The 17,699-nt window shown below is 39.3% G+C and carries 11 protein-coding genes; 5 read left to right on the top strand and 6 right to left on the bottom strand.

The window, feature by feature from the left end:
- Nucleotides 1–48 precede the first annotated feature (48 nt).
- The 3 genes from ACQY77_RS18050 to truA form a co-directional block, all read right to left on the bottom strand.
- Nucleotides 49–1,074, bottom strand: a complete 1,026-nt coding sequence (locus tag ACQY77_RS18050; protein WP_421940911.1) for an isoaspartyl peptidase/L-asparaginase family protein — start codon at nt 1,072–1,074, stop codon at nt 49–51.
- 53 nt (nt 1,075–1,127) lie between these two features.
- A complete protein-coding gene (locus ACQY77_RS18045; protein WP_421940912.1) occupies nt 1,128–2,897 on the bottom strand; it encodes an ABC transporter ATP-binding protein in 1,770 nt (589 codons plus the stop codon).
- 107 nt (nt 2,898–3,004) lie between these two features.
- Nucleotides 3,005–3,754, bottom strand: coding sequence for a tRNA pseudouridine(38-40) synthase TruA (gene truA, locus ACQY77_RS18040; protein WP_421940913.1), 750 nt, complete (start codon nt 3,752–3,754; stop codon nt 3,005–3,007).
- 129 nt (nt 3,755–3,883) lie between these two features.
- On the opposite strand from truA, the gene ACQY77_RS18035 reads away from it, so the two are divergent.
- The 5 genes from ACQY77_RS18035 to ACQY77_RS18015 all read left to right on the top strand — a co-directional run bounded on the left by ACQY77_RS18035 (nt 3,884) and on the right by ACQY77_RS18015 (nt 11,766).
- On the top strand, nt 3,884–4,351 hold the full coding sequence (locus ACQY77_RS18035) for a DUF4293 domain-containing protein (RefSeq protein WP_421940914.1): 468 nt from the start codon (nt 3,884–3,886) through the stop codon (nt 4,349–4,351).
- 382 nt (nt 4,352–4,733) lie between these two features.
- Nucleotides 4,734–6,620, top strand: coding sequence for a DEAD/DEAH box helicase (locus ACQY77_RS18030; RefSeq protein WP_421940915.1), 1,887 nt, complete (start codon nt 4,734–4,736; stop codon nt 6,618–6,620).
- Nucleotides 6,621–6,949: 329 nt separating this feature from the next.
- A complete protein-coding gene (locus tag ACQY77_RS18025) occupies nt 6,950–8,779 on the top strand; it encodes an alpha-L-fucosidase (RefSeq protein ID WP_421940916.1) in 1,830 nt (609 codons plus the stop codon).
- Between the two features lie 91 nt (nt 8,780–8,870).
- The gene (gene bshC, locus ACQY77_RS18020; protein ID WP_421940917.1) at nt 8,871–10,457 is read left to right on the top strand and encodes a bacillithiol biosynthesis cysteine-adding enzyme BshC; all 1,587 of its coding nucleotides are present in this window, start codon (nt 8,871–8,873) and stop codon (nt 10,455–10,457) included.
- Nucleotides 10,458–10,677: 220 nt separating this feature from the next.
- Nucleotides 10,678–11,766, top strand: a complete 1,089-nt coding sequence (locus ACQY77_RS18015; protein WP_421940918.1) for an Ldh family oxidoreductase — start codon at nt 10,678–10,680, stop codon at nt 11,764–11,766.
- 173 nt (nt 11,767–11,939) lie between these two features.
- Here the strand turns inward: ACQY77_RS18015 and ACQY77_RS18010 are convergent, their stop codons facing one another.
- Genes ACQY77_RS18010 through ACQY77_RS18000 form a run of 3 tightly spaced genes read right to left on the bottom strand, consistent with a single transcriptional unit; the run spans nt 11,940 to nt 17,680 of the window.
- Nucleotides 11,940–14,606 carry a glycoside hydrolase family 3 N-terminal domain-containing protein gene (locus tag ACQY77_RS18010; RefSeq protein WP_421940919.1) on the bottom strand — a complete coding sequence of 889 codons (2,667 nt, stop codon included), beginning with the start codon at nt 14,604–14,606 and terminating at the stop codon, nt 11,940–11,942.
- A gap of 2 nt (nt 14,607–14,608) precedes the next feature.
- On the bottom strand, nt 14,609–16,030 hold the full coding sequence (locus ACQY77_RS18005; protein ID WP_421940920.1) for an alpha-L-fucosidase: 1,422 nt from the start codon (nt 16,028–16,030) through the stop codon (nt 14,609–14,611).
- A 57-nt stretch (nt 16,031–16,087) separates the two neighbouring features.
- Nucleotides 16,088–17,680, bottom strand: coding sequence for a SusD/RagB family nutrient-binding outer membrane lipoprotein (locus ACQY77_RS18000; protein WP_421940921.1), 1,593 nt, complete (start codon nt 17,678–17,680; stop codon nt 16,088–16,090).
- Nucleotides 17,681–17,699: the final 19 nt, after the last annotated feature.

Genomic DNA, 17,699 nt, shown 5'->3' with positions numbered 1-17,699 from the left:
TATTTTGAAAATTGTACTGTATTTAATCAGCAAATCTGAAAACAGGTGCTATTTATAAATCAACACTTCTATTTTACCATCAGCAGTAACGGCCCCTCTATACATCCCTTCGGTATTGAAAGGCATAGCGATATTGCCTTTTTTGTCTAAAGCAATCAAACCGCCATCTCCTCCCATTTTACCTACTTTATCCAATACAATCTTTGATGCTTCTGATACGGATAAGCTTTTGTATTCCATTAAATCAGAAATGGTTTTAGCCACCACATTGCGGATATAAAATTCACCCCAGCCTGTACAGGAAATTCCGGCAGTTTCATTATTGCAGTAGGTTCCCGAACCAATAATCGGTGCGTCTCCAACCCGGCCATATTTTTTATTGGTCATTCCTCCGGTTGAAGTTCCGGCAGCAAGGTTTCCTTCCTGATCTAAGGCTACGCAGCCTACGGTTCCGAACTTATAATCGTGATTTTTAATTCCTAAAAGCTCCGATTTTTTGCTTCCATGATCTAAAACAGCCTTAGCAGAATCGGCTTTAATGGCCTTTTGCAACCCGTCCCATCGTTCCTGCGTCCAAAAATATTTTGGATCAACAATCTCCAGACCAGCTTCTCTGGCAAATTGCTCTGCTCCTGTGCCAATCATCATCACGTGTTCTGACTTTTCCATTACAGCCCGGGCGGCAGAAATAGGATTTTTAATAGTTGTAACCCCTGCAACAGCTCCTGCTTTTAAAGTTTTACCCTCCATTATTGCCGCATCGAGTTCATTTCGGCCATCATGGGTAAAAACTGCGCCTTTACCTGCATTAAAATGTGGGTCATTTTCTAATACATGAATGGTGGCCTCCACAGCATCTAAACTACTCTTTCCTGCTTTTATTTTAGCATAACCTGCTTTTAAGGCCTGGGTTAAACCTGCAATATAGGCTGCTTCCTTCTCGGGTGTCATGTTCTTTTTGAGGATGGTACCAGCGCCACCATGAATAACCATTACATATTTTTGCTGCTGGGCAGCAACCTGCAATGCAAACATTGAAAACAGCATTAGGGCTGTTGCCTTGATCCACTTCATATGATAAGATTTTAGAAAAGGTTAAATTAAGAAATTCTGCCGGAATAAAGTATTTATGCTTTGGCAATCCCTTCAGAAGAGAACTGAAGCTCATAAAGTTTCTTGTAGTAACCGTTTAGTTTCAAAAGTTCCTGGTGTGTACCCTTTTCTTTAATCTCTCCTTTATCTAAAACGATGATTTGATCTGCTTTTTGAATGGTAGATAAGCGGTGGGCAATCACGATTGAAGTTCGTCCGTCCATAAGGTTATCAATCGCTTTTTGAATCAACAGTTCAGTTTCTGTATCTACGGATGAGGTTGCTTCATCCAAAACCAAAATTGCCGGGTTATGAACGAGTGCACGGATGAAGGAAATTAACTGTGCCTGACCAGCAGACAGGGTTGCTCCTCTTTCCATAACGTTGTATTGATAGCCTCCTGGTAAACGCTCAATAAAATCGTGTGCACCCACTTTTTTGGCTGCTTCTATCACTTCTGCCAAACCAATTTGAGGATTATTGAGGGTAATATTGTTTAATATTGTATCTGAAAAAAGGAAAACATCCTGCAATACTGTTGCAATACTTTTTCGGAGATAATCTAAATCAAATTCATTGATTTGAATTCCATCAACTGTAATTTCGCCTTTTTTGATTTCGTAAAAGCGATTTAAAATATTAATGGTGGAAGATTTACCTGCGCCTGTAGCCCCCACTAAAGCCACGGTTTCTCCTGCTTTAACGTCAAAAGTGAGGTTCTTTAACACATACTGATCATCATTATAGGCAAACCAAACATCTTTAAAGCTAATGTTACCGGCTAACTGCTTTGGGGCTGCCACACCATTATTAGGTGTAACTTCATCGGTATCCAAAACTTTAAAAACCCTTTCGGCTCCTACCATCCCCATTTGGAGTGTATTAAATTTATCGGCCAATTCTCTTATCGGCCTGAACAACATATTGATGTAGAGGATAAATTCGGCAATTGTACCTGGAGTAACCACATCTGGCTTAGCCAGGATTGTTCTGGAACCATACCAAACTAATAATCCTAAAGACATGGCCGAGATCAACTCTACTACAGGAAAAAATATAGAATAGTACCAATTAGACCGAATATTGGCATCCCGATATCTTTTATTGATGGCGTGAAACTTCTTATACTCCTGCCTTTCTCTGGCAAAATATTGTATAATGGAAACTCCGGTAATGTGTTCCTGAAGAAAGGTATTGAGGTTAGAAACTTCTGTACGTACTTCCTGAAAAGCAACCTTAATGGCTTTTTGAAATATACGTGTAGCCATAATTAATAGCGGAATTGGCAATAATACAACGAGGCTCAACTCCCAATCGGTATACAGCATTACAGCTACAATTACAATCACCTGAAGTGAATCACCAATCATGGAAATTAATCCTTCAGAAAAAATATCGGCAATAGTTTCCAAATCAGACACAGTCCTGGTAATCAGTTGCCCGATGGGTGTTCTATCGAAAAACTTTAACCGAAGCTTCGTAATGTGGTTAAAAACATTGATTCTTAAATCACGGATAACCGATTGGCCTAAGGTATTGGTTAGTAAAGTGTGGTTGTATTGAATTAGGGTTTGTAAAATCAGCATGGCAATCATCAAAATCGACATGGTAACTAAACCTTCATAATTTCCTGGCAGGATGTATTTATCCAGGGTATATTTAATTAAAAGTGGTCTAACGGGAGACACTGCTGCTAAAAGAATGGTCAAAATAACCGACCAAATAAAAATTGCACGGTAAGGCCTTACGTATTTAAAAATCCGTTTAAGTAATCCTGTGTTGTATACTTCGCCTGCTACTGCCATTTTTTTTTAAATTAATGAATGAATTTTAAGGAGTGAATTTCGCATCCCTCATTCAATCACCCAATCATTCAATCATTCTATAATTCTATAATTCTATAATTCAATAATTATATATACGGGTATTCCACTTTCACCAGGTACAAACCACAAGCAGGTACCGATTGCCCGGCCTTACTGCGATTTTTACTTGCTATTATTTGTTTAAAATCTTCCACGTCAATTTCGCCTTTACCCACTCTTACCAGGGTACCCATTATAGCCCTGACCATATTGCGAAGAAAGCGGTCTGCCTTAATATTAAAAACCAAACCATCCTCTACTATCTCAAATCTCGCCTCCATAATTTTGCAATTGTTGGTAAAGGTTTGGGTGTTGGATTTACTAAAGGCTGAAAAATCAGTAAACCCGAATAATGTATTGGCAGCCTGATTCATTTTATCTACATCCAACTGATCTTTTAATAACCATGAACGGTTTAATTTAAATGGATCTTTCTGAAAATGCACATAATATTTATAGGCCCTTGCAGTTGCATCAAATCTGGCATGTGCTTCGGGCAGAACCGGAATGATTTTCTGAGCCGCTATCTGATAAGGTAAAAGGGCATTAATACCTGCTATTGCGGTTACTACTTTGCTTTCTGCCACATCAGTGAGATCAAAATGCGCAAAAAAAACTGTTGCATGTACGCCGGTATCGGTTCGTCCGCAACCCAATGTTTCTACAGGTTGCCTAAAATAAGTAGACATGGCTTTATCTAACAGTTCTTGCACCGCCACTGCATTGGGTTGGGTTTGCCAGCCATGATAAAGTGTGCCATCATAGGCAATCTGTATGAAATATCTGTTTTGACTCAAAGTGATGCAAAAATACTTTTTTCCTTCTATTAGATAAGGTGTATTAAAAGAAATTAATATCCCTCAACTGTAAAAATGTTTTTTAAAGGTTGAGCAGAATAATTAAGTTTGCCTAAATTATAAGTTAACATGATACAGCGCGTACAATCTATCTGGCTTTTTTTAGCATCTCTCAGCTTAGTTTTAATGTTGTTTTCACCATTGGTAATTAAAGAGGCCAACAGTGTTGAAAACAGTATTTACACTTCAGGGTTATTTCAAAAATCTGCCGGGCAGAGTGGATCGGGCATTAAGGCAGAAGCTTTTTTACCCTTACTGATTACAAACATTGCCGTGGCCGTTATTTGTTTGGTAAACATATTTAATTTTAGAAAAAGGAGCTTACAAAAGCGCATGGCTGTTCTTTCTATTGTACTTATCATTGCTTTTGGTTTTTGGTGCAGTATTTATGCAAAAAAATTACCTGGTGGCATTGATGGTGCAGCATTTGGTTTTGGTGCTTATCTTCCCGCTTTGGCTATATTGTTTTGTATGCTGGCTATTTTCGGCATCAACAAAGATGAGCGCTTAATCCGTTCTGCTGAACGCCTACGTTAGTAATTACATTGGTCATTTTTAGAAGATAGCAGCACTGGAATTGTTTTGTAAACCCGGGTGAAGCGGCATCCTTTTGCTTTTTCAGCAAAAGATATAGCGAAAAACGGGGCTGCAGAAACCGATAGACTTGAAACATATTTTTTCAAATCTGATTGAATTTGCCTGGATGATTTGCGCTGTACAAATAAAAAAATACCAGCTTTATTCCTAAATCAAGGCACATAATACCGTAAAGTATGTGTTTCAGCTTTACATTCGCCAGCTTTTTTTAGTATTACTTCCTTATTTTCAAACATTTAACCCGAAAAACTATTTACTTGGTTATCTGTGAAATACGGATTATTAACCGTACCTTTGCGGCTCAATTAAAAAAAGAAGACGAATGATAAACCCATTTCAATTATTGGGGATAAGTGATGACGTCGTTAATGCCATTAAAGACCTTGGATTTGAAAATCCAACGCCGATTCAGGAGCAAAGTATCCCTGTACTGTTAGAAGGCACTAATGATTTTGTTGGTTTGGCCCAAACAGGAACAGGAAAGACAGCCGCATTTGGTTTGCCGCTGTTAGAACTAATCGATTTTAAGATGAACAAGCCACAGGCATTAATTTTATGCCCTACCCGTGAGCTTTGTTTGCAAATCGCTAACGACCTTAAAAACTTTTCTAAAAATGTTGCTAATGCCCATGTAGTTGCCGTTTACGGTGGTGCAAACATTATGCAACAACTACGTGAAATACGCAATGGCGTACAAATCGTAGTGGCCACGCCCGGCCGTATGTTGGATATCATTGGCCGTAAAGCCATTGATTTTTCAAATGTTAAATATGTTGTGCTTGATGAGGCCGACGAGATGTTGAACATGGGTTTCCAGGAAGACATCAACGAGATTTTATCAACTACACCTGATGACAAAAAAACCTGGTTATTCTCGGCTACCATGCCGGCAGAGGTTCGCCGTATAGCTAAAACCTATATGGAAAACCCTACAGAGTTAACCATGGGCACCAAAAACACTGGTAACGTAAATATCGAACATGAGTACTATGTAGTACGTGCCAGAGATAAATATGCTGCCCTTAAACGTATTGTAGATTTTAACCCGGATATTTTCGGTGTTGTTTTCTGCAAAACTAAATTAGACACACAAGACGTAGCTGAGCATTTAATTAAAGATGGTTACAATGCAGATGCTTTACACGGCGACTTATCACAACAACAACGTGATAAAGTTATGCAACGTTTCCGTGAGCGCAGTATGCAGTTATTAATTGCTACAGATGTTGCTGCCCGTGGTATTGATGTAAACAATGTAACGCACGTAATTAACTACGCTTTGCCTGATGAAATTGAGAGTTACACCCACCGTTCTGGCCGTACTGGTCGTGCCGGTAAAACTGGTATCTCTATCTGTATCATCAACTCTAAAGAGGTTGGCAAAATCCGTCAGATTGAAAGAATTATCGGTAAACAGTTTACTAAAGCTGAATTGCCAACTGGATTTGACGTTTGTGAAAAACAATTATTCTCATTAGTACATAAAGTTCATAATGTTGAAGTTAATGCTGAGCAAATTGATCAGTATATCCCACGCATTATGGATGAGTTTGCTGATTTAACAAAAGAAGAAGTAATTAAACGTTTTGCTTCTTTAGAGTTTAACCGTTTCTTAGATTATTACCAAAACGCTCCGGATCTTAATGCTCAGGCTGATGATCGTGGAAGCGACAGAGGTGAGCGTGGTGCCCGCGGCATTAGAAGCAGCGAAGGTTACACCCGTTTATTTATCAATTTAGGTTCTGTTGATGAGTTTACCCGTGGCGACATGTTATCTTTCATTTGCAACAATGCAAAAGTAAGTGGCAAGAGCGTTGGTAAAATTGATCTGAAAGGTGTTTACTCTTTCTTTGAAGTTGAAGATGCAATTGTAGATAAAGTTTTTGATGGCTTTAAAGCTGTTGACTTTAACGGACGTAACGTGCGTATTGAACGTAGTGGAGATGGTGGTCGTGAAGGTGGAGATCGTGGAGAACGCAGAGGCGGCGGACGTGGTTTCGGCGGTGGTGAGAGAAGAAGTGGTGGCGGCCGTAGTTTTGGTGGTGGCGACAGAAGAGGTGGAGACAGACGTGATGGTGGAAATCGTGAAGGCGGTGGTTTCAGAGACTTTTCTGGACGTAAACGAGAAGATCGTGGCGGAAACGCTGGTGGCGGTAGCCGCAGAGAAGGCGGAAACCGTGAAGGCGGCGAACGCAGAAAAAAATGGTAAATCACTAAACCAAATATTTTGCAGCCAGTTTCGTTCATTCGAAACTGGCTTTTTTTTTAAGAGAGCTATTACATCAATAGCGAATTAATCCGGCCCTGATCTCCTTGCAAGAGGTAAATCTTAATTCAAAAAGCTTTGCTACCGGCTAAGCCATATCACAACGGCTCCATCCCCTCCAATCGGCCTGATAAAATTTTCGGGTAGCATAGCTTAGCATCATCACCAATGCCTGTATGGACTGAATGTACAATTATGTTGAATAAGTTACCCTTTAAATTCAATCCCTTTTCTTTGAAATAGGATATATTTACGAAAATTATCCTTACCCTATGTCTTTCAGAAAAATCCTAACCATCCTATCTTTAACCCTCCTCTATATCCAGGCATCAGCCCAAAAAAGTGATAAAATGCAATGGTTTGCCGATGCCAAACTTGGAATATTTATTCACTGGGGCGTTTACTCGGTAAATGGAATTTCTGAATCATGGTCTTTCTATAACAATTACGTTAATTACCCTACCTATAAAAAACAGCTTGATGGTTTTACCGCAACAAAGTATAACCCTACAGAATGGGTTGATTTAATTAAAGAAAGTGGCGCTAAATACGCAGTGATTACCAGTAAACACCATGACGGAGTTTCCCTTTGGGATAGCAAAGCACCCTTAGCCCTTACTATCCCTAAAGATGGCAAAGCTAAAAAAGATGTCCTTAGTCCTTTTGTTAGCGCATTAAAGAAATCGGGTTTAAAAACGGGAATTTATTTTTCTTTACCAGATTGGTCGTACCCTCATTATGATGTTTTTACGCGCGAACATAAGCGCTATGATGCAAAAAAAGACACCACGCAATGGAGGAAATTCTTAAACTATCAACAACTGCAACTCAAAGAACTGAGTAATGCTTACCATCCGGATTTATATTGGTTTGATGGCGATTGGGAACACAGCGCTGAAGAATGGGAAGTGCCACAGATTAAAAACATCCTCAGTAAAAAAAATCCAAATGTAATATTCAATTCGAGGTTGGGTGCTTATGGCGATTATGAAACACCTGAGCAAGGTGTACCTGTTTTGAAACCACAAGCCAAATATTGGGAATTGTGTTATACCATGAACGACTCCTGGGGATATCAGCCTTTTGATACACATTACAAATCTGCGAATATGATTATCAGGACACTTGTAGACTGCATCAGTATGGGAGGGAATCTGCTATTGGATATCGGCCCTAAAGCTGATGGCACAATTGCTCCGGAACAAGTTGATATCCTGAAAAAATTAGGCAGATGGACAAAAAAACATAGTGAGGCTATCTATGGCACAGAAACAGGGCTATCCGCTGCTCATTTCAATGGTAAAACCGCGCTTTCAAAAGACAAAAAAACACTTTATTTATTCGCTGACTATCAAGCGAATGATGGTTTAGCCTTGAACGGCATACAATCGAAAATTAAAAATGTTAGTGTAATAGGCTATAGAGGTACCATTAACTACAAAAATATTAATGATAATAACTACCTGATCAACATACCGAAAGCTGCTTATGATCAGGAGGTAACGGTAATAAAAGTTACTTTCGATGAGCCTGTTCAGCTGAGACCCGCAAAAACCCTAACCATTTCTGTTGACGAACTTTTAACCAACAGCAAACCTTCTACACACCAAAAACTGGAGTCAGTAATAAATGAAATCAGCAAGGGCAACAATATATTCAATAAGGTGAATTTGACCATAGATGGAGCAGGTTTCGAGTCATCGGTAAAAAACCTGGACACAGCAGCTTATAACTGGGTTTTAAAAAATACCGAGGCCTTATCAAAGACCCAAACAGGCATCCCTGAAGGGCACTATCAGGGTAAAACCTTTTTATCAGCGGATAAGCAAAATCTCTTCCTAGTTGTTGAAGGTCAACCGACTGGACCAATTGCCATTAAAGGCCTAAAAAATAAAATTAACAGGATCAGAATTGTTGGTGAAGGAACCATTTTGCCTTATGAAACCTACAACAAACTCTATTGGAGCAAGATCCCAGGCATCATCTATATTCCAATACCAACAGAAAGATTAGATAAACACTTTACCATTATTAATGTACTTGTTGAGGGACCAATTGATTTATACCGGGAGCATGTAGGGGTATTGGATCAGAATAACTAATTCAGGTTCAATGAAGGGCATTTTATCTATCCTTTGTAAAATATGTAAAGCGAAAACATTTTCTGATTAAATTTGCCTTAATTCGCAAACTATGCAGGCAAAATATATTTCGTACCAAGAAACAGGCTCTTTCTCTAAACTGGTTCTGGATTATATTAATAATGAAGAATCTCTTCGCCCTTTTTACAGCTATCGTCCTGATATGGATGGCTTGGCTGAAGCTATAGCGAACAGGCATTTTCAGGGAAATCGAAATACTTTAGTTCAGGTACTCAAGAAACAATATGAGCATTTAGTTCCTAATAAATCAGTTACTAAAAATATTGAGCTGCTAGGTCAGGAAAATACTTTTACCGTTACCACCGGACACCAGTTAAACCTGTTTACCGGGCCACTTTATTTCATCTACAAGATTGTAACCACCATTAACCTTGCTCTTGAGCTTAAGATGGCTCATCCCGATAAGAACTTTGTTCCTGTTTACTGGATGGCTACTGAGGATCACGACTTTGATGAAATCAATCATGTAAGTGTTGATGAGAAAAATATCAGCTGGATACAGCAGACCAATGGTGCTACCGGAAGATTGAGTACCAAAACAGTAGCCGCAGCAGTACTGGCATATAAAGGTTACCTGGGCATTTCTAAAAACGGGAAACACATTGCCAAGCTTGTTGAACAGGCTTACTTAGAGCATGATAACCTGGCAGATGCAACCCGATATTTAGTTAATAATTTATTCCAGAAATATGGCCTGGTTATCGTTAATGCTGATGATCATGAATTAAAAAAACAGTTTTCATCGATTATTGAGCGAGATATCCTTGAGCATAACAGTGCCAGGTTAATCGGCGAAACTTCAAATCACCTGGCTTCGTTCGATTATAAAAGTCAGGTGAATGGTCGTGACATCAATTTCTTTTATTTAAAGGATGATCTGCGGGAAAGGATAATATTTGAAAATGGGAAGTATTTGGTTAATCACACCGACATTTCATTTACAGAAACAGAAGTTAAAGCTGAAATAGCCACGTACCCCGAAAGGTTTAGCCCCAATGTAGTTATGCGCCCCATGTACCAGGAGGTGATTTTACCCAATATCGCTTATATTGGTGGTGGCGCAGAAGTGGCGTATTGGATGCAATTGAAAGCTAATTTTGATTTTTACCAGGTTGATTTCCCTGTATTGCTCCTTCGCAATTCAGCCCTTTTAATTGATAAAAGAACTGCACAAAATATTTATAGTTTAGGATTTGAACTGGCTGATTTTTTCTTACCTGCTGAAGAGCTCAAAAACAAATGGGTTAGAAAAAACACTGAAATTCAATTGAGTTTAGCGGATGAGACCAGAGCCATTAACAGTATTTTTGATCAAATTAAACTCAATGCGTTCAAAATAGACAAAACACTTTCTATATCTGCAGATACGGCAAAACAAAAAACAAACAGGCTGTTGGCTAATTTGGAGAAAAAGCTGTTCAGAGCCGAAAAACGCAAACATGAGACTGCCCTTCTCCAGATAGAAAATGTAAAAAACAGGCTTTTTCCGAACGGAACCCTGCAAGAAAGAATATTAAACATTGCCCCTATGTATGTAAACTATGGCGAAGATTTTCTTTCGTCGTGCATAGAAAATTTTGAGCCTTTGGGTGGCGATTTTACTTTGTTACTTCCCTAAGGGAGCTTGGAGTAAGGAGTTGGGAGTTCAGAGTTTGAGAGGAAAACCTGGCCACTACGAAGCAAACAGACTGAAGCAAAATGTATTAACACCAGTCTTGATACTTGATACTAAAAGTCAGAATTCCAAGATCCGGAGACCGGAGTCTGGAAGTAGAGTGATTAAAGAGATATAAATCGGCAGCCAGTCTTGATACTAAATACTTGATACTATAATAAACATGAACTTCATCACTTTTACCGAAACGCATTTAAGAAATTTCACGTACCATGTTTTTAAAAGAATGGGTTGCTCTGATGACCATGCAACTTTAGCAACGGACGTCTTAATTCGTTCGGATTTACGTGGAATTGATTCACATGGTGTTGCCCGTTTAAGTGGTTATGTTCGCTTGTGGGAAAAGAAAAGAATAAATGCGACACCCAATATCAGAGTTGTACATGAAACGCCTACTACTGCAACGGTGGATGGTGATGCAGGATTGGGTTTGGTGGTTGCCCCATTTGCCATGCAGGTAGCAATAGAGAAAGCTGAAAAATACGGAAGTGGATGGGTGTCTGTTAAAAATTCAAACCACTACGGCATTGCTGGCTATCATGCATTAATGGCCGTAGAAAAGGATATGATTGGCATCAGTATGACCAATGCTAGTCCTCTCGTAGCCCCTACCTACTCTGCTGAGCGACTATTAGGCACCAACCCCATGTGCTATGCTTTCCCCGCAGGAAAATATCCACCTGTTATTGTTGATATGGCTACAGCTGCTGCTGCAAACGGAAAATTGGAAATTGCTCAAAGAGCTAATAAAAAAATCCCTGACGGTTGGGTTCAAAATAAAGAAGGGCAAAGTTCTACCGACCCAAACGAGTTAAAAAGTGGAGGTTCCTTGCTTCCTCTAGGGAGCGATAAAGACCATGGAAGCCATAAAGGCTATGGATTAGGCGCTACTGTCGACATTTTATCTGCAGTACTCTCCGGTGCAAACTATGGCCCTTGGGTACCGCCATTTGTAGCCTTTCTGGAGCCTTCAGCCAATCCGGTTGGTGAGGGACTTGGGCATTTCTTAGGTGCAATGCGTGTAGACGGTTTTCGGCCAGCTGATGATTTCAAAGCTCATCTGGATAACTGGATAGAACGCTTCAAAAGTGCGGAAACAGTTGATCCTAATCAAAAAGTAATCATTCCTGGCGAACCAGAATATTCCTTTGAACAGGAAAGAAAAATAAGTGGCATACCATTAATTGATGTGGTGGTGAACGATCTGAACGAACTGGCTGGTAAATTGGGAATTGAGGGGTTAGTTTATTAGTCATTGGTTAATTGGCCATTTGTCAATAGTCACCCTTCATTCAATCATTCTCTCATTCTCTCATTCTCTCATTCTCTCATTCTCTCATTAATAAAAAAAGCCGCAAACTTAACCAAGGTTTGCGGCAACTACTACTATTTATATGGTATTGGCCCACCATATGGGGCAAGTTTTTATGGCTTAACGCTCAAAGTATCCTTTAAATAAAGTGCTTTACTAGATGAGCCAATCATAATCCTGTAATCGCCAGTTTCAACCAGCCACTGATTATCTATATTAAGTGTTTGCAACACCTCTTTATCAATACTAAAGGTTACGGTCTTTTTTTCACCAGACTTCAATTTTACACGTTTAAAAGCTCTTAAAGCCAGCACTGGCTGAGCTAACTTACTTAAAAGCGGCCTCATGTAGAGCTGAACCACTTCTTCGCCTTCTAAAGTTCCGGTATTGGTAAGCGTAAAACTTAATGTGGCTGTTTCATTTGCAGAGATGCTTTTTTTACTCAACTTTAAATCCGAGTAAGAAAAAGTGGTATAACTTAAGCCATATCCGAAAGGAAACAAAGGTTCACCGCTTAGGTTGTTGTAATCATCTCCCCTACCAGTAGGCTTGTGGTTATAAACCAAGGGCAATTGAGATTCGTGAACCGGGTATGTGATGGGCAGTTTACCCGATGGATTAGCTTTTCCCAACAACGTTTCTGCAACGGCAGTACCACCCGCCTCTCCAGGATACCATACATTTAATACAGCAGAAACAGATTTCAACCAGGGTTGCATATTAATCGCACTTCCGCCTACTAACACTACCGTTACCGGTTTACCCAACCTGCATACTTCCTGAATTAACTGTTCCTGATTACCGGGCAAGTTTAACATCGCCCGATCTAGAAATTCTCCTTCTTTAATGCCCGCAACGATTACAACTGCATCTGTATTTTTTGCTGCCTCAACAGCTTCTGCTACTTCATTGCTTGGCATAACATTATAATCCCAAACTAATTTTACTTTAGCATTTCCTTTGGGTTCATAAAATTCTATTTTAATGGCGTAGCTTTTATCCTTTTCGAAATGAAAGGGTTTAGTCGCTATATGGTAAGAACGTTTATCCCAGTTATCTATAATTAATTTATTATCCAGGTATAACCTAAAACCATCATTTCCTTCTAAACCTATATTAACAACTCCTGTTTTATCGGTTTTAATCTCACCATTCCAGCTTACTGAATAATCATCTAGTGCTAACTGCTCCTCTGGTGGGTAGAGTGTCCAGCTGAAATCAATTTGCTTATCTCTTCTGGTTAATATTGCATTACCCATTGGATTTAATCCTTTATAATAAGTCCCGATCAAGCCGGCTTTTTGATTAGCAGAAAGGAATTGACTATCTACGGGTACAAATGTTTTGGGCTCGCGGCTACTCCCTTTTAAATACGAAATCTCTACGTTCTTTCCTGCAGTTTCTTTCAAACCCTGAAGAATGCTTACTTTATTATTACCTGTACCGCTATATCCGCCTAAACGAGCTTCAATAGCATCTTCTCCAAGTATTAAAACCTTTTTTGCATTTTTTATGGGAAGTGTATTGTTTTCATTTTTCAAGAGCACAAATGATTTTAACGCAGCTTCCCTGGCTAATTTCCGATTACTGTTATCGGTAAGCATCTTTTTTGCGAGATTCTCGTCTACATAAGGATGCTCAAAAAGTCCAAGTTCAAATTTCGCCCGCAGTACTCTTGCTACTGCATCATCAATCCTGGTTTGAGGAATGCTTCCATCTAAGAAAGCTGGTAAAAAAAGTTTATAATGATTATAATCTACCTGAAAAATCACATCAAGTCCGGCGTTGATGGCTTGTGCCATAGCGTCTTTATAATCCTTAGCAGTAAAGTGCAACACATTTGCACCACCTACAGCACCAGCATCAGAAATAACAAATCCTTTAAAGCCCCATTCTTTTCTCAACTTTTCTGTTAAAAGCCAGCTATTAGCCGTAGCTTGAGTACCAAAAACACTATTGTAAGAAGTCATCAAAGAACGGATACCTATATTTTTTATGGCATCTTTAAAAGGCGGAAAATGAATCTCCTCTAAAAAATGTTTACTCATTTCGATGGGATAACTGTCTCTCCCACCATCACCTACATTGGCAATAAAATGTTTGGGTGTAACTACGATATTTTCCTTTTCGATAGCACGCATAAAAGCATGGCCTAAAACGGTAGTTAAGTAGGGATCTTCTCCGTAGGTTTCTTCCACCCTTCCCCACCTTACATCTGTGGCAATATTGATTACCGGAGCCAGCAAATCTCTTAATCCCCGCGCCCTGGCTTCCATCGCAATTGCAGTACCAATCCGGGCCAGCATGGTAGTATCAAAACTTGCTGCCAGGCCGATAGATTGCGGGAATGCCGTTGCGCCTTGCCTTACCAATCCGTGCAAAGCTTCATCAAATGGAATAATGGGTATACCCAAGCGGGTTTCCTCGACAAAGAAACGTTGGGTTTTATTAATTTTTCTGACCAATGAAAGTGCATCTTCAGAGGTATTGTAACTGAGCATCTGCTGCGCGTTCCCCGCTCCTTGTGCGGCTGCGCTTACCTGCAGGCCGAAAATGCCTTGTTTAAACTGGGCTTTATTCTCGGCGGTAACATCTCCAGGAATCATAAACAACTGCCAGAACTTTTCTTCAGGAGTCATTTTAGCAATCAAGTCCTTAATCCGTGAATCGATATCGGCCTTTGGATTCTTATAAACCGGATTTTGTGCAAATAAGTTGATGGGCTCAAGGAGCACCATCAACAACCAAAGGGACAGAATATTTTTTTTAATGCTGAACATTACTATTTTGATTCTGGAGTAAAAGAGAAAGCTAAAGCCACCTTTTCGGTTATGCCCGGTACACTGAAACTTGCTACTCCGTTATTTACTTTCCATTTAACTTTTTTGTTACCATTTAAAATAGAAACAGTTGTTCCTTTTTTCGGAATGCTCCCTTTCCAACTGATTTCCTTTGGCAATTTTTCTCCAACCAGGTAGATACCATAAATGGTCTTACCATCCTTACTTTGTGTAAACCAGACATTACCATCATGGTAATTTTTAGTACTGCGGGTATTGTAAATGGCATTGCCATTTTTACTGGTCCATTGACCAATTTCTTCTAGTTTTTGAATGGCTTCCTGATCCATTGTACCATCTGGCTTAGGACCTACTCCTAAAAGCAAGCTTCCACCTTTTGCAACGATCTCAACCAGCTTATGTACCACCTCTTTTGTAGGCTTGTACTCATCATTTGGTACCCAGCCCCAATTGTGGTTCAGCGTCATGCAACTTTCCCAGGGATAATCCAACTGTTGCTCAGGGATTTTTTGTTCTGGTGTTTGATAGTTTTCGAACTGTCCGTGAACGGTGCGATCAACCATGATTAAACCAGGTTGTGCTTTTCTTGCCATTTCGGCAATTTTAGGCATGTTGATATCCTGACTCCATTCTGGAATAGGTGCACCCCATGAAAGCACTTCTTCATTTACAGATTCCAAAGGACGAACCCAACCTCCATCTAACCATAAAATATCTATGCTACCATAATTATTCATCAGTTCTCCAATCTGGTTGTAGGTAAACTTTTTGTACATATTCCATCTCCATGGAAATTTCTTAATGTCGTAGTTATTGTTCCGGTTTGGTGTAGCATATTTATCCCACCAATAGTATTGGGTATGCCAATCAGGTTTAGAGAAATAAGCACCAATCATGAAATCCTGTTTGCGGAAAGCATCGAACACATATTTGGCTACGTCCTTTTTAGGGTTATTGGCAAATGGTCCTTTAGCTATACTGAAATCACTTTCTTTGGTATCAAACATGGCAAATCCATCATGATGCTTGGTGGTAAAAACCAGGTATTTCATGCCTGCATCTTTACCAGCTTTCGCCCATTGCTCAGGATTAAATTGAGTTGGATTAAACTTTTCACTCAGTCCCCAATACCATTTCTTGTAATCATCGTACTTTATTGTACTGTCTCTGTCAATCCAGTCTTCCGAACAGATTGACCAAGATTCAATAATTCCAGGAACGGCATATAAACCCCAGTGGATAATCATTCCAAACTTTTGGTCTTGCCAATGCGCTAATTTCTTTTTTACTGCTTCATCTTTTGGCCATTCGTATTTGGTTGATTCTTTGAGGATATCGTTTCGTTGCGCGAAAGCAACATTGACACAACAGATAAAAGCAATTAAAAGGCTAGGTATTTTCATATTTTAAGATAATTAAAAATCCCGGCAGGTTTCTGCCGGGATTTACTTTAAAAAGGATTAAGGCATCCAGAATATTTTAGTTTTGCGGGTATCTTTAGCTTGTACAGCTTGATAATTTACGCTATTTAAAGTTTTCTCTTTTGCTGGATAAATTAATCTTGTTGGTGGAGTTTCGAATCCAACTTGTTTTCCATTTGTAGGGAAAGTTAACACAGGGAAACCTGTTCTTCTGTATTCAGACCATGCCTCAGTTGATTGAAGCACACCAAAATGCGCCCATTTCTGAGTATAGATCTTCGTTAACTTATCAGTTGAAGCACCAGTATATGCTGCAGTAGAAGTATTTACCCAAGTGTCTACAGTTGCAGCAGCAGGAGCATCTAATTTCACGTAAGCGCCCTGATTCAAATTATTAAGATAATAATAGAATGAAACAGATTGTCTTAAAGCAACATCATAAGCCGTTTTTGCATCTGTTGTACTTCCCCATCTTTCGTAAGCTTCTGCTTTTAACAGGTTCACTTCTGAAGCTGTGATTAAAATCCCTGGAAGTTTTTGATTGTAAACAAAAGTTCCAGAGTCCAATACAGAATAATCAGCAAAGCTAGATTCTTGTTGTGCAGTAGTAAAAGTTACCGGCATTGCTCTATAGGTTGCATTCTGTACAAACTTACCACCTACAGTACGTCCGAATTTATCATATAATACAGGAATACGTGGATCATTAGCTGGTAATAAAACAGTATTTAACATATAATCAGTGGCATACCAGCTACCTTCGAAAAATGCATCATGCAAATCACTTGTACTGTTGGTTAAAGGCTGTAATAATACGTCACTGTTACCTGGATTATAAGTTCCAACATTTCCACCATCAATTAATGGATATCCTGCCTGATTACCTAACATCTGTAAGACTGCTGTTTTAGCTGTTGCTTCATCAGTTTTAGAAATACGCATTAATAACCTCAAACGTAATGAGTTTGCATAACGCGTCCATTTTGATACATCACCTTTAAGGAGAATGTCTGATTTAGCGAAGGCTGCAGTAGTCGTTGCTGACTTAAAGAATGTAGCTGCTGCATCCAAATCGGCAATAAAAGAAGTATATAAGGCTTTTTGCTCATCATACTTTGGATTGCTAATGGTACTATTTGTAGGTAAGCTACCAGCAGCAGAATATGGGATATCGCCCCATAAATCCACCATTTTAGCGGCTTGTTCCAATAATACAACTTTAGCTGCCTGCATGATGATTTTCTGGCTAGTCTGATCTGCAGCAGAAAGTGAGTTAAACTTTCCTTCCATTACTCTGTAAATTGTTAACGGGCCACTGCCATTTCCACCAGTGCTGTAAAAATCATCCCAATATTGTTGAGAATAAGCATCGCTTTGCTGATAAATGGTATTACCATTGGAAATATAAGTAGTTTGAGCATAAACTCCCGGCATTTGGCTTAAGAAGGTACGCACATTCCAATACTTAGCAGCTACTCTATCATTGTTGAGCATAGCAGTGAACAATCCTGGTAAGTTTGGATCTAAAACCTTTTCTGGATTGTTAAACTTTTCATCAATGTCTTTCTTGCAACCCAGCACTGAAGCCAAAGCTAATACAAGAAAACTTGCTTTTATGATTAACTTTTTCATAATATCTTATTTATTAATG

This window comes from Pedobacter sp. (genome assembly GCF_965279535.1).
Taxonomy (GTDB): Bacteria; Bacteroidota; Bacteroidia; order Sphingobacteriales; family Sphingobacteriaceae; genus Pedobacter.
Note: the sequence above shows the minus strand (reverse complement) of the source record. Positions and strands in the feature narration are given on the sequence as shown.

Coding starts and splice junctions, on each gene's coding strand:
- ACQY77_RS18050 (WP_421940911.1), bottom strand. CDS start 1,074: ATGAAGTGGATCAAGGCAACAGCCCTAATGCTGTTTTCAATGTTTGCA.
- ACQY77_RS18045 (WP_421940912.1), bottom strand. CDS start 2,897: ATGGCAGTAGCAGGCGAAGTATACAACACAGGATTACTTAAACGGATT.
- ACQY77_RS18035 (WP_421940914.1), top strand. CDS start 3,884: ATGATACAGCGCGTACAATCTATCTGGCTTTTTTTAGCATCTCTCAGC.
- ACQY77_RS18030 (WP_421940915.1), top strand. CDS start 4,734: ATGATAAACCCATTTCAATTATTGGGGATAAGTGATGACGTCGTTAAT.
- ACQY77_RS18025 (WP_421940916.1), top strand. CDS start 6,950: ATGTCTTTCAGAAAAATCCTAACCATCCTATCTTTAACCCTCCTCTAT.
- bshC (WP_421940917.1), top strand. CDS start 8,871: ATGCAGGCAAAATATATTTCGTACCAAGAAACAGGCTCTTTCTCTAAA.
- ACQY77_RS18015 (WP_421940918.1), top strand. CDS start 10,678: ATGAACTTCATCACTTTTACCGAAACGCATTTAAGAAATTTCACGTAC.
- ACQY77_RS18010 (WP_421940919.1), bottom strand. CDS start 14,606: ATGTTCAGCATTAAAAAAAATATTCTGTCCCTTTGGTTGTTGATGGTG.
- ACQY77_RS18005 (WP_421940920.1), bottom strand. CDS start 16,030: ATGAAAATACCTAGCCTTTTAATTGCTTTTATCTGTTGTGTCAATGTT.
- ACQY77_RS18000 (WP_421940921.1), bottom strand. CDS start 17,680: ATGAAAAAGTTAATCATAAAAGCAAGTTTTCTTGTATTAGCTTTGGCT.